This is a genomic window from Spirosoma gilvum, from assembly GCF_054776815.1.
Window position 1 is genome coordinate 14,540 of sequence record NZ_BAAHBH010000007.1, and the last position, 22,825, is coordinate 37,364.

General features: G+C 49.9%; 19 protein-coding genes. 11 read left to right on the forward strand and 8 right to left on the reverse strand.

The annotated features are described in order from the left end of the window. Positions 1 to 121: 121 nt before the first annotated feature. Entirely contained in the window at positions 122 to 1,549 is a 1,428-nt protein-coding gene (locus ACYVFD_RS18825; protein WP_461091963.1) for an ArnT family glycosyltransferase, read from the reverse strand. A gap of 152 nt (positions 1,550 to 1,701) precedes the next feature. On the opposite strand from ACYVFD_RS18825, the gene ACYVFD_RS18830 reads away from it, so the two are divergent. The 6 genes from ACYVFD_RS18830 (at position 1,702) to ACYVFD_RS18855 (ending at position 4,873) form a co-directional block, all read left to right on the forward strand. After that, on the forward strand, positions 1,702 to 2,940 hold the full coding sequence (locus ACYVFD_RS18830; RefSeq protein ID WP_461091964.1) for a SufS family cysteine desulfurase: 1,239 nt from the start codon (positions 1,702 to 1,704) through the stop codon (positions 2,938 to 2,940). A 26-nt stretch (positions 2,941 to 2,966) separates the two neighbouring features. Continuing rightward, complete coding sequence (locus tag ACYVFD_RS18835) at positions 2,967 to 3,182, forward strand: hypothetical protein (RefSeq protein WP_461091965.1); 216 nt, start codon at positions 2,967 to 2,969, stop codon at positions 3,180 to 3,182. After that, the gene (locus tag ACYVFD_RS18840; protein WP_461091966.1) at positions 3,179 to 3,460 is read left to right on the forward strand and encodes a type II toxin-antitoxin system RelE/ParE family toxin; all 282 of its coding nucleotides are present in this window, start codon (positions 3,179 to 3,181) and stop codon (positions 3,458 to 3,460) included. Before ACYVFD_RS18835 ends, ACYVFD_RS18840 begins: the two co-directional genes overlap by 4 nt. Before the next feature lie 3 nt (positions 3,461 to 3,463). Continuing rightward, positions 3,464 to 3,895 (forward strand): SufE family protein, encoded by a 432-nt coding sequence (locus tag ACYVFD_RS18845; protein ID WP_461091967.1) that lies wholly within the window; start codon positions 3,464 to 3,466, stop codon positions 3,893 to 3,895. Positions 3,896 to 4,001: 106 nt separating this feature from the next. Continuing rightward, a complete protein-coding gene (locus ACYVFD_RS18850) occupies positions 4,002 to 4,313 on the forward strand; it encodes a DUF59 domain-containing protein (protein WP_020599942.1) in 312 nt (103 codons plus the stop codon). Positions 4,314 to 4,441: 128 nt separating this feature from the next. Then, positions 4,442 to 4,873, forward strand: coding sequence for a BrxA/BrxB family bacilliredoxin (locus tag ACYVFD_RS18855; RefSeq protein WP_461091968.1), 432 nt, complete (start codon positions 4,442 to 4,444; stop codon positions 4,871 to 4,873). A 126-nt stretch (positions 4,874 to 4,999) separates the two neighbouring features. On the opposite strand, the gene eboC is transcribed toward ACYVFD_RS18855, so the two are convergent. Further along, positions 5,000 to 5,875, reverse strand: a complete 876-nt coding sequence (gene eboC, locus ACYVFD_RS18860; protein WP_461091969.1) for a UbiA-like protein EboC — start codon at positions 5,873 to 5,875, stop codon at positions 5,000 to 5,002. Between the two features lie 85 nt (positions 5,876 to 5,960). Then, positions 5,961 to 6,893 (reverse strand): TatD family hydrolase, encoded by a 933-nt coding sequence (locus ACYVFD_RS18865; RefSeq protein ID WP_461091970.1) that lies wholly within the window; start codon positions 6,891 to 6,893, stop codon positions 5,961 to 5,963. 234 nt (positions 6,894 to 7,127) lie between these two features. Here ACYVFD_RS18865 and ACYVFD_RS18870 point away from each other — a divergent pair, with 234 nt between their 5' ends. Together ACYVFD_RS18870 and ACYVFD_RS18875 are read left to right on the forward strand one after the other, a co-directional pair. Beyond that, entirely contained in the window at positions 7,128 to 7,790 is a 663-nt protein-coding gene (locus ACYVFD_RS18870; RefSeq protein WP_461091971.1) for a DUF4136 domain-containing protein, read from the forward strand. An 8-nt stretch (positions 7,791 to 7,798) separates the two neighbouring features. Beyond that, positions 7,799 to 8,449, forward strand: coding sequence for a porin family protein (locus ACYVFD_RS18875; protein WP_461091972.1), 651 nt, complete (start codon positions 7,799 to 7,801; stop codon positions 8,447 to 8,449). A 38-nt stretch (positions 8,450 to 8,487) separates the two neighbouring features. Here the strand turns inward: ACYVFD_RS18875 and ACYVFD_RS18880 are convergent, their stop codons facing one another. Then, positions 8,488 to 9,162 (reverse strand): EboA domain-containing protein, encoded by a 675-nt coding sequence (locus ACYVFD_RS18880; RefSeq protein ID WP_461091973.1) that lies wholly within the window; start codon positions 9,160 to 9,162, stop codon positions 8,488 to 8,490. A gap of 140 nt (positions 9,163 to 9,302) precedes the next feature. Here ACYVFD_RS18880 and ACYVFD_RS18885 point away from each other — a divergent pair, with 140 nt between their 5' ends. The 3 genes from ACYVFD_RS18885 (at position 9,303) to ACYVFD_RS18895 (ending at position 14,462) form a co-directional block, all read left to right on the forward strand. Next, on the forward strand, positions 9,303 to 11,114 hold the full coding sequence (locus tag ACYVFD_RS18885) for an SGNH/GDSL hydrolase family protein (protein WP_461091974.1): 1,812 nt from the start codon (positions 9,303 to 9,305) through the stop codon (positions 11,112 to 11,114). 108 nt (positions 11,115 to 11,222) lie between these two features. Beyond that, complete coding sequence (locus ACYVFD_RS18890) at positions 11,223 to 12,698, forward strand: acyl-CoA synthetase (protein ID WP_461091976.1); 1,476 nt, start codon at positions 11,223 to 11,225, stop codon at positions 12,696 to 12,698. 207 nt (positions 12,699 to 12,905) lie between these two features. Next, positions 12,906 to 14,462: a sodium:solute symporter family protein gene (locus ACYVFD_RS18895; RefSeq protein WP_461091977.1), complete on the forward strand. Its 1,557-nt coding sequence runs from the start codon at positions 12,906 to 12,908 to the stop codon at positions 14,460 to 14,462. A 180-nt stretch (positions 14,463 to 14,642) separates the two neighbouring features. On the opposite strand, the gene ACYVFD_RS18900 is transcribed toward ACYVFD_RS18895, so the two are convergent. From ACYVFD_RS18900 to ACYVFD_RS18915, 4 genes are all read right to left on the reverse strand, one after another. Next, positions 14,643 to 16,034, reverse strand: a complete 1,392-nt coding sequence (locus ACYVFD_RS18900) for a sialate O-acetylesterase (protein WP_461091978.1) — start codon at positions 16,032 to 16,034, stop codon at positions 14,643 to 14,645. Between the two features lie 258 nt (positions 16,035 to 16,292). Further along, positions 16,293 to 17,753 (reverse strand): FAD-dependent oxidoreductase, encoded by a 1,461-nt coding sequence (locus tag ACYVFD_RS18905; protein ID WP_461091979.1) that lies wholly within the window; start codon positions 17,751 to 17,753, stop codon positions 16,293 to 16,295. Positions 17,754 to 17,857: 104 nt separating this feature from the next. Further along, positions 17,858 to 19,303: a RagB/SusD family nutrient uptake outer membrane protein gene (locus ACYVFD_RS18910; protein ID WP_461091980.1), complete on the reverse strand. Its 1,446-nt coding sequence runs from the start codon at positions 19,301 to 19,303 to the stop codon at positions 17,858 to 17,860. A gap of 103 nt (positions 19,304 to 19,406) precedes the next feature. Beyond that, positions 19,407 to 22,814: a SusC/RagA family TonB-linked outer membrane protein gene (locus ACYVFD_RS18915; protein ID WP_461091981.1), complete on the reverse strand. Its 3,408-nt coding sequence runs from the start codon at positions 22,812 to 22,814 to the stop codon at positions 19,407 to 19,409. Positions 22,815 to 22,825: the final 11 nt, after the last annotated feature.

Here is a 22,825-nt window from a genome sequence, read left to right on the forward strand (position 1 = left end):
GTGATGCCAGTTTCTCAAAACTGGCATAGTGAGGTTTCTCAAAACCGAGTGTATCATTAGGTTTTGAGAAACCTCACTATGCCAGATGAGAGCATCTGACACCACTGCAGAATCATAATTATCAGCGACGAGCATAAATGGTATTCCATTCGTCCTGAAAAACTCGTTGGTAGGCACCAATGGTTGCCGGAGCGTTTATCGGAATCTCGTAACTCGCATTCAGTCGGTGGTCGCTGATGATGTACTCAACCTGCTCCTGCTCAGCCCGTTGAAAAAATTCATTTAGCGGCATGCCGTGGCGTTTCTGTGCCAGAAAAAGATAGTACGTCAGACCCCAGATTTGGTAGGTCTCCATCTGCCCGAAGAAAAACTCAAGCGGGGCTATCACCGTTGTGTGCTTGTGGGGCATATGTTCTGCCAGCAACGCATTATGCCGCTCGGTATCGGGCACGGTTCTATTTTCGATGATAACCTCTCGAAATTGAATAGTACTCACGACCAAATAGACAAGCATTAGGCCTTGCATAAGTCGTTTTTGCCAGACTGGTTGATCGGGCAGATAGGTTACCAGCCAGCGTGCAACCAGGAGCGACAGCCAGGGTAGAAACAGAAGAAAATAAATATCCGTACTACTTTTAGTTAGCAGCCAGAACGAACCGATCAACAGCAGCGTGTACAACAAAAGCGGTTCTGTTCGACCAATTTGCTTGCGGAACAGGAGAGCGCAGAGCAGCACCCATACACTCAGGGCAGCCTCGTTCTGACTATGGAAAAAGATTTGGTGGTAATCGGCCATGACCGCCAGTTTTGCCATCAGACCAAGGTTTTCCTGGGTCGCTGGGTCATTCCGGAACTGCTCAATCAAGGTTCCTACTTGTCCGGCCAACAGAGCATCTAATCCATAAAGGCTTAAGGTCAGCGCACCCACTACACTAAACGCAAGCATAGACCGCCAGCCCATTTTTTGCCAAAGCCATAGGGCACCAGCCATCAAATATATAATTCCGTTCAAATGGGTCAGGGCCGCCAAGCCAGCTAATATGCCTGCCCAAATCGGTTTAGGCTGCCATCCTTTCGGTGGATCAAGCGCTAGATACGACGCAAAACCGATAGCCATGCACATGGTTTCGGGTCGATTGACTGAGATAAATCGGATCAGTGTACCACAACCCAAATACAGCACCACCGACAGCCATTGCTGCTCCTTCGATGCCGAACGACCGTATACCCAGACCAAATACCCACCCAGCAAGCCAAAGAGAATACTGACCAGTTTGTTGGCAGCTACCGAAACGCCCGTAACGGACATAACCAGCGCACCGGCATATATGAACAGTTTATGGAATACATAAATACCCTTCTCCCAGCCATTGTATCCACGAAATAGCTCCGATTTGACCCGGCCCGTTTGGATGAGCCAATAGGACTGTTCGGCAAACCAGGCTTCATCATAATATTCGGCGCGGTGAATAAACGTGACAAACAGGCCACCAAGCAGTAGCAGAAAGAATACAAGATAAATACGGGTCGTAAACAGCACGAACGGCATACAGTCGAATCGATTTCACACAAACGGACTCAATCTACACGCATTCAGTGACCAATAAAAATAGATGGTGAATTCTGATTGAAGACTTTCTCACCGAACCTAATCCGAGGGGTTTTGCGTTTCCTTTTCAATAGACATTCTTTTGCGTGCTCATGCAATCAGCCATAGATACCCCACTCGACATTCAGAAAATTCGTCAGGACTTCCCGATACTGGATCAGCAGGTCAACGGTCGGCCACTGGTCTATTTCGACAATGCCGCTACCAATCAGAAGCCTTTGCCGGTTATTCATGCGCTTACTCGCTATTACGAAGGCTATAATGCGAATATTCACCGGGGCATTCACCACCTGGCCGAACAGGCTACGGCTGCTTTTGAAGCCTCACGTCGGGCCATTCAGGAATTTCTGAACGCCAAACACTGGCAGGAAATTATCTTTACCTACGGCACTACGGACGGCATCAATCTGGTCGCTCAGAGCTATGGCCGACATTTCCTGAAGGAAGGTGATGAGATCATCATCTCGACTATGGAACACCATTCCAACATCGTTCCCTGGCAGATGTTGTGCGAAGAAAAAGGCTGCGTACTGAAAGTGATTCCAATTGACGATAACGGCGAACTATTGTTGGATGAATACGAAAAGCTCCTGTCGGAGAAGACCAAATTCGTATCCTGTGTACACGTATCTAATGCGCTCGGTACCATCAACCCTGTCAAAACCATTATCGACAAAGCCCACGCCGTTGGCGCCGTTGTCCTGATCGATGGGGCTCAGGCCAGCTCGCACCTGGAGCTTGATGTACAGGCATTGGATGCTGACTTTTACGTGTTGTCAGCTCACAAACTGTATGGCCCAACGGGTATGGGCGTTCTGTATGGCAAAAAGGCAATTCTGGACGCCATGCCACCGTACCGGGGTGGTGGGGAGATGATTAAGGAAGTGACTTTCGCCAAAACAACCTATGCCGATCTGCCGTATAAGTTTGAAGCCGGCACGCCCAACATTGCCGATGTGGTCGCTGTAAAAACCGCGCTTGAGTATATGGCCGGTTTAGGCAAAGAAGCCATTGCCGCCCATGAAGCAGACTTGCTTCACTATGCAACTGAGCAGCTAATCGAACTGGACGGATTACGCATTATTGGCCAGGCCAGACACAAAATCGGGGTTATTTCCTTTGTGATGGAGGGTATTCACCATCAGGATATTGGTGTCATTCTGGATCAGCAGGGCATTGCCGTCCGAACAGGTCACCACTGCACCATGCCTCTGATGCAACGCTTCGGCATTGCCGGAACTACGCGGGCCTCCTTTGCGGTTTATAACACCAGAGACGAAGTAGACCGACTCGTACAGGGCCTACGCCGGGTGCAGAAAATGATGTTGTAAATTGGTAACTTATTAATATGACGGAGATGGAAGAGATTCTTTTAGACAAAGGTCAAGTACTTGCCAGCTTAAATGAGTTGCCAGATAAGGTATCATCAGATGAACTCATCGAGCGGATATTATTCATCAAACTCATTGAAAGCCGATTACGGGAAACGAATCACGTTCCTCATGAACAAGTTATGCAGGAACTCAAAGACCTAAAACAGCAAAAATTAGCAGAATTAGGTAAGCGTTTATGATTGACTGGAAAGAGTCTGCCCGAGAAGAGGTTCGCGATGCTTATGCCAATTTGCTTAATTTATCGATAGTAGCAGCCGATGATTGGTTAGATCAATTAGAAAAAAAGTTAAATCTTATTGAGCAATTTCCGGGTATGGGACGTATGGTTCCAGATTATTATATCTCTTTTATTCGCGAAGTTTTTGTAGGAAGTTATCGATTAGTATACAGTACACAAAGTGAAACCCCTGTCATACTGGCAGTCCGCCCAATGGGTCGACCTCTTGGCAAAATTTAACTAATGACCATTAACGAAAAACAGGACGAAATCATTGACGAGTTCGATTTGTTCGAAGATCAGCTCGACAAGACACAATACATCATCGATTTAGGCAAAAAACTCCCGCCCATGCCCGAATCGAAAAAGACCGACGAAAACCGAATTATGGGTTGTCAGTCGAAAGTATGGGTGGACGCTGAACTAAAAGGTGATCGGCTTTATTTTTATGGAGACAGTGAGCCTACCGCCCAAATTTCGAAAGGACTCGTCGGGTTGCTGATTCGAGTATTGTCGGGCGAAAAACCGGAAGACATTGCCAATGCGGACCTGTATTTCATTCCGCGAGTGGGCATGGGCAACCTGATTACCTCGTTGCGGGCGGGTGGCTTAGCCTCGATGATCGAACGAATGAAAGCCTACGGGCGAGCATATACTGAAAAAAGTCATTCATAGTCATTTGCTTCGCGTCATTAGGTGGTCATTAGTAGTAGAAACAATTAATGACCACCTAATGACGCGAAGCAAATGACCATTTAATGACCATTAATGACCTTGATCAATGACAGACGAAGAGTTAAAAGAACAAGTTGTGCTGGCCCTGAAGGGTGTCTATGACCCGGAAATCCCGGTCGATGTGTATGAGTTAGGTCTCATTTACGAAATCAAGATATTCCCGGTCAACAACGTGTATATCCTGATGACGTTAACATCGCCCTCCTGCCCATCAGCGGGTTCGATTCCAGCCGAAATTGAAGAGAAAGTACGGGCTATCGAAGGTGTAAACGACGTAAGCGTTGAACTAACCTTCGACCCTCCCTACTCGACCGAACTTATGTCGGAAGTAGCTAAATTGGAACTTGGATTTATGTAAACTATAAGTCATTGGCCATTAGTCTCAGGCGTCGTTGATAGTCATTAATTGTTTCTACTACGACTATTTGATGACGCAAAGCAATGACTACCTAATGACTAACTATTAAAGACTAACTACTAACAATTATGTATCCTCCTCATTTGCTTGTCCCAATGCGGGAAGACCTGACCAGCGTTGGGTTTGAAGAATTGACCACTCCAGCCGAAGTTGATGCCGCAATGGCCGATCAGCAGGGAACGGCTTTAGTGATGGTAAATTCGGTGTGTGGCTGCGCGGCTGGTGCGGCTCGTCCGGGTGTAAAAGCAGCTTTAGCCGTCAGCGCGCTAAAACCTGATCACCTCTATACGGTTTTTGCTGGTGGCGACGTCGATGCTACGAACCGTATGCGTGAGTATCTGCTGCCCTATCCGCCTTCGTCACCGTCGATTGCCATTTTCAAAGATGGTGAATTGGTTCACTTCATTGAGCGGCACCACATTGAAGGTCGTTCGGCACAAATGATTGCCCAACACCTCGAAATGGCCCTCGAAGAGTTCTGCTCTCCTGCCAATGCATAAGTAGCGTAATGTATGTAGCGTGGACATCCTGTCCGCGTAGCCGTAGGCTAAGTTGCAGAGGCTATAAAACTAGTAACTACAGAGTTAGCCTACGGCTACGCGGACTACCAGTCCACGCTACAAATTTTACGTTACGGCAAATGCTTTCGCTAAAAACCGTGACAGGGGCAGTAATAAGAATACAATTAAAGCCAGTGGAAACGAGGCAAAGGCAGCTACCCAGGCCGCATTCATCACAATAAGCGATAATACGCCCGCTTTTACGGCCATACCGATGTTACGGCCAATCGGCTCTTTCACGGCTCGCCATAGTGGAGGAAAAATAGAATAGCCGAACAGTACCAGAAAGGGGAAAGCGGTCCCTAACTGTTGTCGCCATTGCGCCAGTGCCGCTACGCACCCAATCACCAGCGCATATAGTAACCCTGCCACGCGCAGCGTAATAGGGCTGCCCCCATGTACTTCGCCCCGGCTGATCATCGTAATGGCCGCTATGTAGACAATAGGTACCAAACCTACCCAGGTCCAGGGCATTACCTGATCGGGCAGAATACTGATTCCCAGCAGTAAATTAAGTCCTCGGCAAAGTCCCATATTGACAGGCCCCAGCCAGTTGTGATGTTTTCCAAAACGGTCGTAGATGAGTGCAGCCGCCGAAATGGCAACTGCCAAATAACCAGCCGTTTGATTGACCCAAAACGATGCCAGGATACCCACAGCCAGTAAGCCGCTGCCCAAGCCAATAGCTGCCTGTTTACTAACCACACCACTCGGAATCGGTCGTTCTGGCCGTTCAATGGCATCCAGCTCGGCATCGAACACATCGTTGAAAACAACGCCCCCGCCATATAGGCCGATAGTAGATAGGCAGAGCCAGGCAAGCGGAGCCAGATCGAAATCAGGAATCAGGAAATACCCTGCAATAGCCATACCCGCCAGCACATCGGCCACTGAGGTTACCAGATTTGCCGGACGGGTAAGGGAAAGAAGCGCCTTGATCATAGTAAAAGAGCGAAAGAGTGAAAGGGCGAAAGAGCGAAAATTTATCCGATAGTTGTCGCTCTTTTACTCTTTCGCTCTTTCGCCATTAGTTAATTATCGTTGATTCTTTATCGACCTTTGGGGCCTGACCACCACGTAGCACGGAACTACCGTTGTAGCGTTGGCTTTGGTCAATGCCCAGCGGCTGCGAAAGCTCTTCCAGACTTAGTTGACCGCTTTGTGCAAAGGCCGTTACTGCATTGGCAAACGTGACCAGCCGGATCGCTTCGTCCGATATTCCGCGCTGTTTCATCAAAGCCGCCGTTTTCGGAACAGCCAGCGGATCGCTGATGCCCCAGTCGGCAGCGGAGTTGATCATGATACGCTCCGGTCCATACTGTTTTACAACTTCGACCATCCGTTCGTTCCCCATTTTGGTAAATGGATAAATGGTAAAGCCAGCCCAGAACCCACGGTCCAATACCTCACGCACCGTTTCCTCATTGTTATGATCGACAATCACCATACCGGGGTCGATACCGTGCTCAATGGCAATATCCATACTGCGACTGGTGCCTTGCTTTTTGTCGCGGTGCGGGGTGTGAATCTGCACAGGCAGATTCGCTTCTTTGGCTAGTTCCAACTGCGCTCGGTAATATTTATCCTCAGCCGCTGTCTGATCATCAAAGCCAATCTCGCCAACGCCGACTACCCCTTCCTTATAGATGAAAAGTGGCAGAATTTCCATAACCTGTTCGGCCAGAGCTTCCTGATTGGCTTCTTTGGAGTTCAAGCCAATGGTGCAGTAATGGCGGATACCGAACTGTGAGGCTCGAAACCGCTCCCAACCAACCAGACTGGCAAAATAATCCCGAAACGAATCAACACCAGTACGTGGCTGCCCCAGCCAGAAAGCCGGCTCAATAACGGCTACGATACCCGCATCGGCCATAGCCTGATAATCGTCGGTCGTTCGGGAGGTCATGTGGACATGCATATCAAAAAACGCCATGCCCTTAATGGAATCCATAAAATCCATATTCATGTCAATTAATAATGGATAATGAATAATGCACAATGAATAGCTATCGTGCTGATAAGCCACTATTCACTGTGCATTATTCATTATCCATTGTCCATTATTCAGTTTATCTCACGCAAAGTTCTCAAAAAATGAGGGGCCTTCCCAGATGATTTTTACCCATATTTTAATTCACGTTTCACAAACTTCCGATTCCGCTACGCGTTTTATACGTATACAACAAATGCAGTTATGAAGAAGTACCATCAACGTCAATTAAGGAAAGGAAGCCTTTGGGCGCTCCTACTGCTGGTAGTAGGCGGAAGTCTGAGTGCCTGCCGCGATAATGCGATCGATGATCTGAGCGCAGCCGATAGCCCGGTTTACATTACTAACTACGATAATTCCGTCAACTTCGGCCAATATAAAACCTTTAGCCTGCCCGATTCGGTGATTGTGGAAACAAACAATGGGTATATGCCTGCCCAAAACAGTGTGTCAACCCAGTTCGTCAATAATATTGCGAATGCGCTCACGGCCAGAGGCTTTCAGCGCGTGGCGAAAGGCGATTCAGCCGATCTGGGTGTAGCGATCATCCGGGTCAATAAGCAGTACACGGGTGTTGCCACTGATCCATACGGTTATTATTCGAGTTATTGGGGCTATGGCTACGGCGGATTTGGCGGATATTCTCCGTATTACCCGAGTTACTACACCTATCAGGTGTCTGATCAATACTGGGAAATTCAGATTGTCGATCTGAAAAACAGCACGACCAACAGCAGTGGGCAACAGCAGGTGAATGTCATTTACGACGCCACCATCCGGGGAACCGACGTTACAGATACGCAATCCGTCGATGCTGCCACCACCGCTATTTTCAATCAATCCACTTACTTACAGGCTAGTCGCTAATAAACGCCATGAAACGTATCCTAGCAGCAATTGCCCTGCTTGGCCTCAGTACGGCGGCCTGGGCACAATACCAGAATGAGTACACGGGTTCATCGATTTACGATCGGTATGTAACCTTCAACATTTCGGCCCGCTATGGTGTCGCCTTTCCGATGGGGGGCCAGCAGGGGTATATCGACCGAATGTCGCCAACAAACGTCGCACTGGATGGTGAATGGCTCTTTCCACAGCGGTTTTCGGTCGGTTTAAAAACGGGCTATCAGTACACGCACCAACGGTTGCCCCGGCAGGTGTATGAATATGATTCGCAGTCGATTTCGGCCGTTCAGACCCGAACCCTCTCCGTGATTCCGGCGATGGTTTCGCTATCCTATTACTTTGCCGATAATGCAGCGGCTATTCGTCCGTACATTCAAGTGGCAGGTGGTGGTGCGTTTATCGATTACACCAATTATTTCGGACCGCTGGCCGACCAGAAAAATGGATTCAAAGGAGCCATTGCACCGGCCATCGGTCTCAAATTTTACGGCAAACGCGAACAGGGACTTGGAGCCGAAATTCAGGCCCAATACCAGAACGTGTTTTTCAACTACGATCTGCTGAAAAGCTCTGCCCCTTCGCTGATGTTATCGGCAGGGATTATTTATCGGTGGTATTAAGTAACGCGGTGGCGCGGCATGCGGACTAGAAGTCCGCGTTACAGCAACAACTCAATATTAGCTGGCAAACTACGCCCGGCAGCCCGACGTTCGGCGGCATAGTCCGTCAGAATCTGGGTAAGCCGGGCATTTTTACGTTCCTGTAAGCCAATGATCTGGGTAATATCTTTACCTGTGAAGAAGGCCTTCATCACTAATTGGTTCCAGGCCAGTTCATCCAGATAATCGGCAGGATACGGATTTTGTAGCATGATAGCCTCCTGCACATCACCAATGTTATTCCGAACGCCTTCTGTTGCCTGAAACTGCCAGGCCTCGGGGTGAGCCAACACAGGCAGCGCCGAATAGAGCGCCACTAATTCATTCAATTCGCCCGCTTTGAAAAGTTCAGTAATGGTTTTGACATAGGTCGTTTGGTCATCGGCTGGTAGTTGCAGCAACCACCAGACTCGCGCCAGCCGGTCTAGCGTCCAGCCTGTTACGGTAAAACCCGGTCGAATACGTTCCAATGAAAATGCCAGATCGGCCGGAAGCTCGACGGGTTGCTTTCCGACAAAACGTGGCATGGCCGTAAACACGCGGTAGAACGTAGAAACCTGCGGGTTCGCATGGAATGCATCGACCTGTTGCCGCAGATAGGAAACGGCTTTTTCGGAATTTGGCTGCTGTTCGATCAGATAAAACAGCGTCTGGCTCATCTGGAGACTATTCATGATGCAAAAATACTTGTGTAATTCGTACGCTTATAGCAGTAAAGGCACATTAGTACATGACTATAATCACCTTTCTAATGATAGAATAAAGTTTACCCTGCTCTTTTGTTTCCCTGAATGCCGACCATCCGCTTTCGATCATGAAAAAAACGCTATTAGCTTACCTGATTATTCTCAGTTTTAACAAGCTTGTGGCTCTTGCCCAGGCACCAGTGGAATACACCTGGTGGAATCCGATTCAGAGCAATATACCAGTGATCGAAGGCCAGGGCTGGTCGGGTACGGCTTTACAAAACCCGTATGACCGACTGCCGGCACCGGCCGAACAGCGTGTACGAAAAGAAGTCTGGAACCTCTCGCACGATGGGGCTGGACTGATGATTCGGTTTCGGGCCAGCACCGATCAGGTGGTGATTCGCTATACAGTTGGTCGTAAGCAAACGGCCCTGCCGCACATGCCTGCTACGGGTGTTAGCGGGGTCGATCTGTATGCCGTAAACAGCGATGGCGACTATTTGTGGTGTGCCGGGAAATATACCTTTGGCGATACAATCCAGTACCGATTTACCGGGCTCGAACCGAATGATCCGCATCACAAAAAAGGTCGGGAGTACCGACTCTATCTACCCTTGTATAATTCCGTCAAATGGCTCGAAATCGGTGTTCCGAAAGGTGTTACGCTCAACCCACTTCCGGTTCGGGCAGATAAACCCATTGTCATCTATGGCACCTCCATTGCCCAGGGCGCCTGTGCCTCCCGGCCCGGTATGGCGTGGACATCAATTCTGGGCCGAAAACTAGACCGGCCTGTTATTAATCTGGGTTTTTCGGGTAATGGCCGACTGGAAAAGGAAGTGGTTCAGTTTTTACCGGAGATTGACGCAAAACTGTACGTACTCGACTGCCTTCCCAACCTGATTGCTACCGTAGGCATCAAACCAGACACCATCAAAGCCCGAATTATCCAGTCCGTAAAAACTCTTCGGCAACGGAAACCCTCAATCCCCATTCTGCTGGTCGAACATGCGGGCTATACGGAAGGCGGCATCAACCCAACCCGGAAACAACTCTATACGGAAGTGAATGAATTGATGCAGCAGGCTTATAACCAACTGACCAATGAAGGCATTGACCAACTGTATCTGCTCTCGAAATCAGCCATCAATCTGGATACCGACGCCATGGTAGACGGTACGCATCCGACCGACCTGGGCATGCAACAGTACGCTGATGCCTACGAACGGATTATCCGACCAATTTTGAATGAACCCATTGGGCAATCATCGACCACAAAGCCCCGCACGCAGTATCGCGATGCAGCTAAATACGATTGGGAAACTCGTCACCGCAGTATCCTGGACCGTCTTAAAAGTACCCCACCGAACATCGTATTTTTTGGCAATTCAATCACGCATTTTTGGGGTGGCGAACCAGCCGATGTCTCATCGGCCGGAGCAGATAGCTGGAGTGGCGTAATGGCTCCTCTGGGCGTTCAGAACATGGGCTATGGATGGGATCGCATCGAAAACGTGTTGTGGCGGGTTTATCACGGTGAACTCGACGGGTACACACCGGCACAACTAGTTGTGATGATTGGCACCAACAACCTCCAATTCAACTCCGATACCGAAATTAGTGAAGGCCTTAGCTTCCTGATCCGAGCGATGCAAACCCGTCAGCCGAAGGCAGAAATAGTCCTGATTGGCATCTTGCCCCGTCGGCAGCTAGAGCCCCGGATTGCCGGGCTTAATCAGCAACTTACCCAGGTTGCCAATAAACTAAACGTTCGGTTTATCCAGCCCGGAACCGTGTTTTTAAAATCGGATAACACGATTGACGAAACGTTATTCTCCGACGGATTACATCCAAACGCTGAAGGCTATCGGCAGTTTGTTGCCAAACTTCAGCCTTATCTGAAAAAGGCAGAAACAACCACTAAAGGGAAGAAGTAAGGAACGTCACGTACTAAAACCGATTTAGTTATCCGCAAATTTCCAGATTTTGTCCAGCGTGACAGCCAGTAGACTGTTTTTGATTTTATTAGGATAACTTTGGACTCTATGATTAATCTTATTCAACAGGCTCACCGTCATTTGACCAATACGGCCATACTAGCAAACGGCCAAACATATACCTACACGCAGTTACTGGACGATTCAGCACAGTTTGGGCAGCAACTGCTTAACGGTCAATCGGACCTGGCTGAAACGCGTGTGGCGTTTATGGTAGAACCCGGCTACGACTATGTGCGGGTACAATGGAGCATCTGGCGTGCCGGAGGAATCGCGGTTCCGCTTTGTATCACCTATCCACCCGCTTCTTTACAGTACGTACTGGATGATACCGGTGCCAGCATCGTTGTGGCCTCAGCCCGATACGTTGCTATTCTCCGCCCACTCATCGAAGCCCGGAATCTGCGGTTCATCGAACTGGATCAGCCTGAAGCTTATTCGTCTGTTGAACTGCCCGATATTGATCCGAAGCGGGGGGCGATGATTCTGTACACCAGTGGCACGACCAACCTGCCTAAAGGTGTAGTCACTACCCATGCCAATCTGGAAGCACAGATGTCTACCCTTATCGAGGCCTGGGAATGGCAACCGACCGATCATATTCTTTGCGTACTACCGTTGCATCATGTGCATGGCATCGTCAATGTGATTGGCTGTGCGCTCTGGGCGGGAGCCTGCTGTGAGTTTCTGCCGGAATTTTCGGCAACGGCCGTATTTAACGCCTTTCAGCAGGGTGCTATCAACCTGTTTATGGCCGTGCCGACCATTTACTTTAAACTGATTGCTCACTGGGAAACCTTACCTGCCGAAGAACAAAAAGCTTTAACGGAAACCATGCGCTCGTTCCGGCTGATGGTGTCGGGATCGGCAGCATTGCCGGTGACGGTTATGGAAAAATGGGAACGGGTCAGTGGGCATGTTCTGCTCGAACGCTACGGAATGACCGAAATAGGCATGGCAATTAGTAATCCATACCGGGGCAAACGCGTACCGGGACATATTGGCCAGCCACTACCGGGCGTTGGCGTTCGACTGGTAGATGAAGAAAATAATCCGGTAGCCGATGGCCAGCCCGGCGAAATTCAGGTAAAAGGAGCAACGGTGTTCCGCGAATACTGGCAACGTCCACAGGCAACTCAAGATGCGTTTACGGCTGACGGCTGGTTCCGTACGGGTGATGTAGCTGAGCTTGATGAAGGCAGCTATAAGATTCTGGGCCGTAGCTCGGTCGACATTATCAAATCGGGCGGCTACAAGTTATCAGCGCTTGAAATTGAAGAGGTATTGCGAACTCATCCGGCCATCGGCGACTGCGGTGTTATCGGATTGCCCGATGAAGAATGGGGCGAAATCGTGGGCGCTGTTCTGGTTGTAAAAGAACCCGTTGACCTCACCGATCTGAATCAATGGATGCGCACACGGATGCCTGCCTACAAAGTACCCCGCCACTACCGGATTGTTGCCGAACTTCCGCGTAATGCCATGGGCAAAGTGACCAAGAACGACTTAAAACAAATTTTCTAACCGATGGATTTCCTAACCGCTTTCCCTTATTGGTTCATTATCATAATCATGATTCTGAACGCCATTGCTGTGCAGTTCATGAACATCGACATCAGAGATGAAGAAACGAAAAATGGACAATGAATAATGTAAAATGAATAACTCCTACTGAATTTCAGTGGAATCCATACCATTATCCATTACCCATTTTTCATTATCCATTAGTCTATGACCTACTTCTCCGAACATGCTACGGTGCTGCTTTGCATGGTAGTTTACCTGATTTCACTGATTACGTTTGGCTGGTACTTACAGCGACAGGCCAGCAAAACCGTGGGCGAATACTACGTAGCCAATCGCCAGATACCGGGCTGGGTGGTATCACTGGCCTTTTTTTCAACCTTTGTCAGCACCAATACCTACATTGGTCAGGCGGGCGAATCGTTTCGGTACGGCCTTTCCTGGACCTGGGTGGGTGTTTTTTGGGCGGTGTTCTGCATTATTTCGTGGCAGATTTTAGGCCCTCGCATGCGGAATCAGAGTATCCGGCTCAAGTCGTTCACGGTACCAGACTATTTTCAATTACGCTACCAGAGTCAGCTTTCCCGAAGTATCCGGGTGCTGTCGGCCGTGATCATTCTATTTGCAACCGTCTGGTACATGACGGGTATTGCGAAAGGCTGTGCCCACCTGCTTCAGTCGCTGCTGGATATTCCCTACGCCTATGGAGCTGCGTTTATGCTCTTCTTTACCTGTTTTTACACCATTGCGGGAGGGATGTATGGCATCATGTGGACCGACGCCGTTCAGGGTATTCTGATGTTTATTGTGGCGCTCATTATGCTGTCGTTGCCGTTCATCTACGTCGGTGGGTATGATGCACTAATGGCTAAAATTGCGGTCGTCGATCATGTATCCAAGAAAGGCACACCGATTGGCAATGGGCTGGTGACGTTTGGGCAGCTCACTTCATTTACGTACATCGTGGGTATTGGCCTGTCGATTGGCATGAAGCAAATCTCCGAGCCTAAGCTATTGATTCGGTTTTATACCGTGAAAGACAAGGCCGGAATGAAGTTCGCCATGACCTGGACGCCCATTTTTATGGGTGTTTCGCTCGTATGCGTCATGGGTCTGGGCGCATTGGTACACGGCATGGTAAGTAGCGACGAAGCGGCTCAACTCATCAACAATACCGACGAAGTGGTGGGTTTTATGCTCAAGAAATTCAACAACCCATTGATCAGTGGTATTTGCCTGATGGGATTATTTGCGGCTGGGATGGCGGCACTGGCGTCGGTCACGCTGGTGGTGGGGACAACTCTCGTGAAAGACATCTGGAATGTCTGGCAACCAATGCCGGTGGAGAAGATCATTCCCCGTACCAAGGTAGTGATGCTGCTGTATTGCATCATTGTGTACTACTTCACCATCTTCCCGCCTGCCGATGTCGTTGAACTGTCGGCCTTTGCGGGCTCGGTCTACGTAGCCAGCTTTTTCCCAACCATTTTTGGCGGGTTGTATTTCCGTTGGGGAACCGATTTGGGTGCCATTGCTTCCATGCTGGCGGGTATCGTGGTCAATATCGTCTGGCGGTTTGGCGTCCGAACCCGTTACGAAAGTCTGGGCGACATTCATGAAGTATTTCCGGCGTTTCTGGCTTCATTTGTGGCCTATGTGCTGGTAAGTCAGTTAACAGTGCAGCGCAAACCTACACCAGACCATCTGGCAACAGTGTTTGATGAGGAAGCTACGCTCGATTATGTTCCGTCTGCAAATCGTTAAAACGATTCCACCGAATACCTTCTTCATCTTTTAGCCCACAGATCAATCTGTGGGCTAAAAGAAATAAGCAATGTCTGTAACAGCCTTAACCTTTTTCTGCCATCTCAAAACTATAAATCTCCCGGCAGATAGCCACCGGGGATTTACAAAACCTACCTATTTCTGAAAACTTCTGATCGATCAAAATTTGATCAAACCTAAATCCCAATTATCGGTCCGAAACGGGATGACGGGTAACCCCTCTTTGCTGAACAGATTAGGTTCGGGCGCATCCCGAAAGGCAAATCGGACAGCCACGGGATTTTTAACGCTCTCGACCCAAACCTCAACCTCATTACCAACAATCCGGGCACTCGCTTTGACAAACACCTGATCGGCACTGGCAATGTCAAATTCCGTTAGCTCTTTCCCTGTAGCCATTAACCCGTCAGGCGCATGATCGAACGAAAGCCGGATTGTCGAACCCCGTATCTGCATTGACCGATATTGCGGACTTTTGTAGGCCTTTACCGGCTGTTTATATGTTTCGGCTAACGCCCAATTTGCCAGCCGATTACCAACCTCTTCCTTATAGACTGGATGCACATCGCCCAGATTATCAACCAGATCTGTCGTAACAACCATACCCGTTTTGGGTATATCCATAGCGTTGGTCTGGGCCTCCCGAAGCAGTGGCGTTTCAAATGTACCCCCGTACCGATACGGAGCCAGTTGTACGTAATAAAACGGTAATTCGGCCTGCCAGAGTCCACGCCAACCCTCGACCAGCAGGTGCATGAGCCGGTAATACGCTGGCGCATAATGCCGGTTCGACTCGCCCTGATACCAGATCACCCCAGCCAGTGCAAAAGACGTAATAGGGGCAACCATGCCATTGTATAACCAACCGGCTTTGGCAGGTGCCCATTGGTTTTTGGGCATCCTCTGGATCGAGTGGCGCGTTTCGGGATAAAGCGTAGCCAGCGCTTCGGGCATCCAGGATTCGATCTTCGTGGCCCCCCACGACATATCGATCAGGCCAATCGGGACATTCAGCGTTGTTTGTAATTTCCTGCCGAAGAAATACCCAACTGCACTGAAGGCTTTCAGACTTACCGAATCGCAAATTTGCCACCGCCCTTTTACATCGTCCTGAGGCACAGGAGCCGAACGTTTCGCCATTTTAAACAGCCGAATGGCCGGGTTAAACGCTTGCGGCAACTCAGCCTGCGCATCTTTAACACCCCCTGCCGCACTCAGCCCCATGTTCGACTGACCGGAACAAAGCCAGACTTCGCCAATCAGGATATTAGTAAGTTGGATGGTAGAACTCCCCGCAATGATAATCGTATACGGACCACCAGCGGCTGGTGTTCGCAATCGGACTTTCCAGGTGGCATCTTCAGTACAGGTTACGCTTACTGGCCGGTTGTCCCAACTGGCCGTGACGGTGATATTCTCCGGCGGACTGCCCCAGCCCCAGATAGCGACATCCGTCTGTTGCTGCAATACCATATTCGATTCCAGAATAGACGGTAGGCTAACTTCAGCCCTGGCAGCCAGAGCCAGTAGGAAGAAGACTATGGTTTTCAACAGCTTTATGCTTTAACGAATTATATGCTGTCTATCCGTGGTGTTGGTTACTTTAACCGACATGCGAGGTTTCTCAAAACCTAATTCGATCCGTTTGGTTTTGAGAAACCTCACGTGTCAGCTAAGAGTAGCTGACATCACGATAGGAAACATGAGATCCCTCCTGATGCACCGGCGGACCGGTCGGGATGACAAAATCTTCAATTGGTCTATCTATGATTGCTAGTGGGATTAGCCACGAATAGCCTGCTAGTAAACTTAAGCCCGCATACCCAGTTTGGCCAACAGTTGCGCGGCATCACTCCAGGCTACTTCATTCGGTAGTTTATTCGTTTTAGCCGCAATGGAAGCCACAGCTCCAGCCGCTTCGCCCATGGCAACGGCATTGCCCGTTACGCGATAGCTGGCATGAGCCACAAAGTCGCCACTGATGCAACGCCCGGCCATCATGAGCCCATCCACATCTTTGGCAATCAGCGCCCGTAGTGGAATATCGTACGGAATCATTTTAATGCCTCCCCGGCCAATGGTTTCAACCTCATTGGTTTTCCGGTCGGCCGCGTGAATGTCGACGCCAAAGGTTGGCCGAACCACCGCATCGTCATGACGAGCGCCAATCACCAGATCCTCTTTGGTAACCGTATAGCGACCATGAATCCGGCGACCGTCGCGAATACCAATCTGCTCGGGAGTTGCCACAATCTGCATGCCTTCCCAGGGGCCACCGAGTTTGTTCAGCCCCCGCACAATGTTGTATACTTCGGCTCTGGCCTGCACCGTGGCTTCGGTAATCTCATCAGCGTCGAAGGCCTTGATATTGTATTCATGGTTGACCATAATCATAACCAGATTATCCCGAATCAGGAAGAGCGTGGGCATACCATACGAAGGTGTAATACCCGCTCGGGCAATTTCTTTTTTGAACGCTTCCACGGCCGGAACATGCCAGTTTTTTTTGTCGCCATCGTTAGTATAGAACGAAATGAACTGTTTCAGAGCCGCCGGATCACGAACAACGGCCAACGTGTTGAGTGTCAGTGGCTGACAGGGACAGGTATCACCACCGTGACCGATTTCCCAACTGTTGCCTGCCTGAGCGCCTACGTCGCCATCGCCTGTAGCATCGATGAACACTTTCGCTTTCCACGCTTCCCGACCCGACTTGGAATCAGTCACGATGGTTGTAAGCTGTTTTTTGTCTTTGTAAGCGGACGACACGCGGGTGAGCAACCGAAACTTTACGCCCGCTTCGATACACATCTCTTCCAGCAACACCTTCATTTCGTCGGGGTGGTACACAAACTGATCGGCGATTTTGTTGCGACGGGCGTTTCGCTCATCGAGTTTCGCCTTGATTTCTTTCGTCAGGCCCGGCTTGTCGAAGTCAAAAATGTAGGTTAGCAACCCAGCCGTCCAGACGCCCCCCAAACAGCCATGCACTTCGATCAACTGGGTTTTGGCACCCGCACGAGCGGCCGTAATAGCGGCCGATACACCCGCAGGCCCAGCTCCGCACACCACGACGTCGAATTCGCCTTTGATCGGCACATTGCGGGCGGGCTCCTTAAACTCATCAGCCGTTTTCGATGCGGCTTCAGCCTCCGATGCCAGTATAGGCAAGGTAGCAGCCCCTGCTCCCGCAAGCGTCGACTGAATAAATTTCCGGCGGTTCAGGCTGAACATGGCCGATAGGCGATTTTGATTTTCCGTTGATTCCATGATGAAAGATGTTGGAATGGATAATGAATAATGTAAAATGGACAATGAACTCACAGGTCAATAATTATCCATTTTGCATTATCCATTATTCATTAAATTGACAGTTAATACCCTGGATTTTGGTCTTTTACCGGATCGATGGCGGTATTGTAGCTTACTTCCGACACCGGAATGGGCCACAGGTAATGTTTCTGAGCGATGGTTTTGCCTTTAGCAGCCAGAATGATTTCGGCGGCTTTACCCGTACGTTTGAGTTCGAGCCAGCGTTTGCCTTCATACTGAAATTCATAGCCCCGCTCTTTTACCAATAGATTCAGGAACGCAGCCGCTGTACTATAATCGGAAAGCTTGAAATCGACGGAGGATGGGGTACCCGACGGCTTGCCATACGCCCGGCGATGCACCTGATTGAGGGCTTCCATCGCGGCTGCTGTGGGGCCATTCGCAGCCTGACTGGCCGCTTCGGCATAAATCAGCAATAGATCGGCGTAGCGATACCAGCTTACATCGTTGGCGGCTCCGGCAAATTCGAGCGAATTGGGGTCGATGTATTTCTTACTGAGCAAGGAAGTAGCCCCAACGCCGATATTCCACGGATACCAGAGTGTTTTCCGAAGGTCGGCGTTATCCCAGTTGCTGTAGGCAGGTAAGCTACTATCGTTGTACAGACCAAATACACCACCGCCACCGCCCAATAGCTTGGTTCCAGGGTGATTGGTCAGTGTCGGAAACAGGTTGCCCTGACCGGGTTGATGCGAGAACTTCAGCGAAAAAATCTCCTCGCTGGTCGTGATGACATCCGGCCCGAATAGCTTCTGAAAATCATCGACCGTAGCGACCTGAACCAATGCGAATTTATTGGCTTTTATGACTTCATCAGCTTTATCGCGGGCCTCGGCAAATTTGCCAAGTTGCAGATACACATCGGCCAGCATGGTTTTGGCAGCCCATTTTGTGGGCCGACCAATGTCCGTCACCTGTTCGGGCAGGCCGGTTTCGGCTGCCTGCAGATCCGCCAGAATGAGCGTATACACTTCATCGACGGTGTTTCGTTTTGCCGTAATGTCAGCCATGTTGGTTTCCGTTCGGATGGGCACACCGCCCCAGTTACGCACCAGATGGAAGTAGCTGAATGCCCGCAGGAACTTGGCCTCAGCCACCGATTTGGCGATATCGGCCTGACTGATGGTTTTCCCATTAGGGGCATTTTTAATAACCAGATTCGCATTGCGGATACTCAGATAGAAAGCCGACCACGCACCCGATACCCGACTGACGTTGACGTTGTCCAATCCCGCAAAATTATTCAGAATGGCATAGCTGCCCCGGCCAAGACCATAATCGGCATGACCTTCCAGCACGGCGATATAGACGCCCATACCACTGGTATTACTATCGCGCAAAGGCGTGTAAATGGCATTGACGGCTGCCTGTACTTCGGCCAGCGTATTGTAGAACGTCTCTACCGCCAGCGATTTAGGCGCTTCCTTCAACACATCCTCACAGGATGCCAGAAAGAGCGTGGAGAGGAGGAATAGGAGTTTTTTCATAATTCTGAATGATTGAATTGCTGAATGATCGAATGATCGAATTGCGGGCGATTTGAAAATCCCATTCAACAATTCAATCATTCTATCATTCAATCATTGGCAATTAAAACCCAGCTCGCAGGCCGAAGGTGATGGACTTGGCGGTGGGGTAGCTGTATTGATCGAAGCCCTGGGCAATGGAGTTGGAACCGCCACTGGAGTTCACTTCGGGGTCCCACCAGGAGTAGTTCGTAAACGTTAGCAGATTTTGGCCGCTGGCATACACCTGCATCGACCGCATCCAGGTTGCTCCCCATTTCTGAACGGGCAGATTATACGCTAACTGAATGTTTTTCAGCCGTAAGTAGGAGCCGTTTTCCACAAATCGATTCGAGACATTCACGCGCGTAGTGCTACTGATGAGCGGGTACTTGGCGTTGGTGTTGGTAGGTGTCCAGTGATTCAGAAATACTTCACGCGGCATATTGAGCCCATAGCCATAATCGACTGTGTTGTTGATCGCACTGGTATTGAAAATGTCGTTGCCCTGCGTGCCCTGCAAAAAGATGGTGAGGTCGAAGTTTTTGTACGACATGCTGGAGTTGAACCCGTAGATGAATTTCGGATTTGGATTTCCGATAAAGGTTTTGTCGCGAACGGTAATGGTCCCGTCGCCATCCATATCCTTGTATTTTATTTTGCCTTTATCGTCGTAGCCGTCTTCAATATACCCCCAGAACATGCCCATCGGCTGGCCTTCCCGAAGAATATTCCGGGTATCAGTGATGGCCGATATATCGACAAAAGCACCCAGAATGTCCTGCCCACCATACAATTTCACCACCTTGTTTCGGTTCAGCGCCACGTTCGTGTTCACATTCCACTTGAACGCCCCCGTCAATATATTGGCATTGATCCCCAGCTCAAGCCCTTTGTTCTGCACCTCGCCAACGTTCTGAATGGTGGTCGTAAACCCTAAAGACGACGGCAGTTGTACGGTATTCAGCAGATCGCGGGTGTTTTTGATGTAGTAGTCTGCCGTGATCAGGATGCGGTTTTGGAGGATACCCAGGTCGATGCCGATGTCCTTTTGCTCGGTAGTTTCCCATTTCAGATTGCCGGGCAGATTCGTACCGGGCGAGTAGGCCGTATAAAGCGCATCGCCAAAGATGGTTTTCCCCGAATATAGTTGATTCAGCGTCGCATAGGCATTGATCGCCTGGCTACCCGTGAGGCCCCAACTGGCCCGCAGTTTCAGATCCGAGACCAGGTTGCTGTTCTTCAAAAACTCTTCGTTCGAAATCCGCCACGCCAATGCACCCGATGGAAAGTAACCCCACTTGCTGCCGTCGCTGTACTTGGACGAACCATCGGCCCGAAAGCTAATCGTTGCCAGGTATTTGCTATCGAATGCATAGTTGACCCGGCCCAGATACGACAACAGTACCGATTTAGAGTAGCCCGATGCCGGAATGCCGGGAGTTCCGGCGGCTCCCAAGTCAGACGTCTGGCTGGAATTGCTGATGTAATTGGCCCCACTGCCGCTCAATGTCGTCGTCAGAAAATCCTGATAAGTAAACCCGGCGACGGCCGATATGCTGTGCTTTTGTCGGATGGTCTTGCTGTAGCTAATGGTATTCTCATTCAACAGACTGGTCAGTTGGGTGGTGCTTACCCCGGCATTGCCCGTTGATCCGAAATAGTTCGTTGTTGTGTAAGAGTCGGTCCGATCGTCGGAATTTTCGATACCACCCGAAATTTTGATGGTCAGTTCAGGAATGGGACTGTAGATAAACGCGGCATTGGTCAGTACCCGGTTACCTTTGGTCAGGCTGCTCTGTTCGTTCAGTATATTGATCGGGTTCCGTAGCTGGGTATTAACAAATGCGTAGGTTGTCCCAAACACTTCGTAAGAACCGTCGACTTTGTAAGGACCTAATACGGGCGGTGCCGATATGGCTCCCGCAATGAGCGACCCGCCCCGGTTGCTACCCTGGCTATTCTGGGCATTTGTCGTGATTTTGGTTAACGTACTGGCAAAGTTGACCGACAGTTTTTTACTAAGCGCATGGTTGATATTAGTCCGTATAGAGTAGCGGTTGTAGTCGCTGCCACGAATGATTCCGTCCTGACTGAACACACTTCCCGACAGCGAAAACTGCGTTTTTTCGTTTCCCCCGCTAATGTTCAACGACGCCGTTTTCATGGGGGCCGTCTGATAAACCAGATTCTGCCAGTCGGTACCCTGTCCAAACGCGTTGATCTGGTCCTGGGTGAAATAGGGTTTCAACCCATCGTTGGCCGCCTGTTCGTTGTAGAATGTCGCGTATTCTTTGGCGTTCATCATATCCAGCTTTTTGCGCAGGGTTTGCGAGCTATAGCTGGCTTCAAAATCGACCGTGGCCTTACCCGACTTTCCCCGTTTGGTCGTGATGAGGACCACGCCGTTTGCTCCCCGAGAGCCATAAATAGCGGTCGCCGAGGCATCTTTCAGGATCTCGATGTTTTCAATATCGGCATTGTTCAATACCGTCGGATTGCTGCCCGACAGCGGGAAACCATCCACTACATATAACGGCTCGTTACTGCCCTGAATCGAGTTGGTGCCGCGAATGCGCACGCTGACACTACCGCCGGGAGCCCCCGTATTTTGCAACACCTGCACCCCAGCCGCCCGACCCGACAACGCCTGTAGCACATTTGTAGCTGGATAGGCATTCAGGTCTTTGGCCTTCACCTGAGCCAGCGATCCCGTCAGGTCACTTTTCTTCACGGTTCCATAACCCACAACCACCACTTCGTCCAGCGACTTATCGTCGGGTATCATTTGTAAATCGATAGTACTTCGGCTGCCGATGCTGACCTCCTGATTCTGATAGCCTACAAAGGAGAACACCAGCGTAGCGGCCCCATCGGGTACATTCAACCGATATTTTCCGTCGGCATCGGTAGTGGTACCACGGGTCGTATTTTTGACAACCACGCTTACCCCCGGAAGGCCATCACCCGTTTCGCTTTTGACGATTCCCGAAATGGTTCTTTCGACAACTACCGGAGCCACTGCCTTTTCGATTGGCAGTGTAGACGCTGACGCATTGTCAACGAGTTGGGGGGTTGTGGAGGTCTGCGCATTCAGCATCGGCGTTTCCGCACGAGCGTCAGCCATTGGCGACTTTCCCGGCTTTTTTTCGCCAATCACCATGTACACACCACTTTTCACTTTCTTAAATCGTAGTCCTTGCGGGCGCAGGATCGTATCCAGATTTTTTTCCAGTGAAGCCGCCGGATCGACCATCGAGGACAGTACCGTCTGATCGTTGATGAGTTTGTCTTCAAATAAAATATCGACGTGATAACGCGCCTTAAACTGGTTGAGTACGTCCCGGAGCTGAAGCGTCTGCGAAGCGGTCATGGAGGACTGAACGGGCTTTTGTGTAGCCCAATTGGCAGCCATCACCTGTGCTTCTCCGGGGTAGCCATTCAGCAATAAGCTAATGAGCAAAGCCACTGACGAACGGAGAGCGTGTTGCATGTGAGTAAGTA

What these genes read in the sequence shown, in the direction of transcription:
- ACYVFD_RS18825 (WP_461091963.1), bottom strand. Translation starts at nt 1,549, where the DNA reads ATGCCGTTCGTGCTGTTTACGACCCGTATTTATCTTGTATTCTTTCTG.
- ACYVFD_RS18830 (WP_461091964.1), top strand. Translation starts at nt 1,702, where the DNA reads ATGCAATCAGCCATAGATACCCCACTCGACATTCAGAAAATTCGTCAG.
- ACYVFD_RS18835 (WP_461091965.1), top strand. Translation starts at nt 2,967, where the DNA reads ATGGAAGAGATTCTTTTAGACAAAGGTCAAGTACTTGCCAGCTTAAAT.
- ACYVFD_RS18840 (WP_461091966.1), top strand. Translation starts at nt 3,179, where the DNA reads ATGATTGACTGGAAAGAGTCTGCCCGAGAAGAGGTTCGCGATGCTTAT.
- ACYVFD_RS18845 (WP_461091967.1), top strand. Translation starts at nt 3,464, where the DNA reads ATGACCATTAACGAAAAACAGGACGAAATCATTGACGAGTTCGATTTG.
- ACYVFD_RS18850 (WP_020599942.1), top strand. Translation starts at nt 4,002, where the DNA reads ATGACAGACGAAGAGTTAAAAGAACAAGTTGTGCTGGCCCTGAAGGGT.
- ACYVFD_RS18855 (WP_461091968.1), top strand. Translation starts at nt 4,442, where the DNA reads ATGTATCCTCCTCATTTGCTTGTCCCAATGCGGGAAGACCTGACCAGC.
- eboC (WP_461091969.1), bottom strand. Translation starts at nt 5,875, where the DNA reads ATGATCAAGGCGCTTCTTTCCCTTACCCGTCCGGCAAATCTGGTAACC.
- ACYVFD_RS18865 (WP_461091970.1), bottom strand. Translation starts at nt 6,893, where the DNA reads ATGGATTTTATGGATTCCATTAAGGGCATGGCGTTTTTTGATATGCAT.
- ACYVFD_RS18870 (WP_461091971.1), top strand. Translation starts at nt 7,128, where the DNA reads ATGAAGAAGTACCATCAACGTCAATTAAGGAAAGGAAGCCTTTGGGCG.
- ACYVFD_RS18875 (WP_461091972.1), top strand. Translation starts at nt 7,799, where the DNA reads ATGAAACGTATCCTAGCAGCAATTGCCCTGCTTGGCCTCAGTACGGCG.
- ACYVFD_RS18880 (WP_461091973.1), bottom strand. Translation starts at nt 9,162, where the DNA reads ATGAATAGTCTCCAGATGAGCCAGACGCTGTTTTATCTGATCGAACAG.
- ACYVFD_RS18885 (WP_461091974.1), top strand. Translation starts at nt 9,303, where the DNA reads ATGAAAAAAACGCTATTAGCTTACCTGATTATTCTCAGTTTTAACAAG.
- ACYVFD_RS18890 (WP_461091976.1), top strand. Translation starts at nt 11,223, where the DNA reads ATGATTAATCTTATTCAACAGGCTCACCGTCATTTGACCAATACGGCC.
- ACYVFD_RS18895 (WP_461091977.1), top strand. Translation starts at nt 12,906, where the DNA reads ATGACCTACTTCTCCGAACATGCTACGGTGCTGCTTTGCATGGTAGTT.
- ACYVFD_RS18905 (WP_461091979.1), bottom strand. Translation starts at nt 17,753, where the DNA reads ATGGAATCAACGGAAAATCAAAATCGCCTATCGGCCATGTTCAGCCTG.
- ACYVFD_RS18910 (WP_461091980.1), bottom strand. Translation starts at nt 19,303, where the DNA reads ATGAAAAAACTCCTATTCCTCCTCTCCACGCTCTTTCTGGCATCCTGT.
- ACYVFD_RS18915 (WP_461091981.1), bottom strand. Translation starts at nt 22,814, where the DNA reads ATGCAACACGCTCTCCGTTCGTCAGTGGCTTTGCTCATTAGCTTATTG.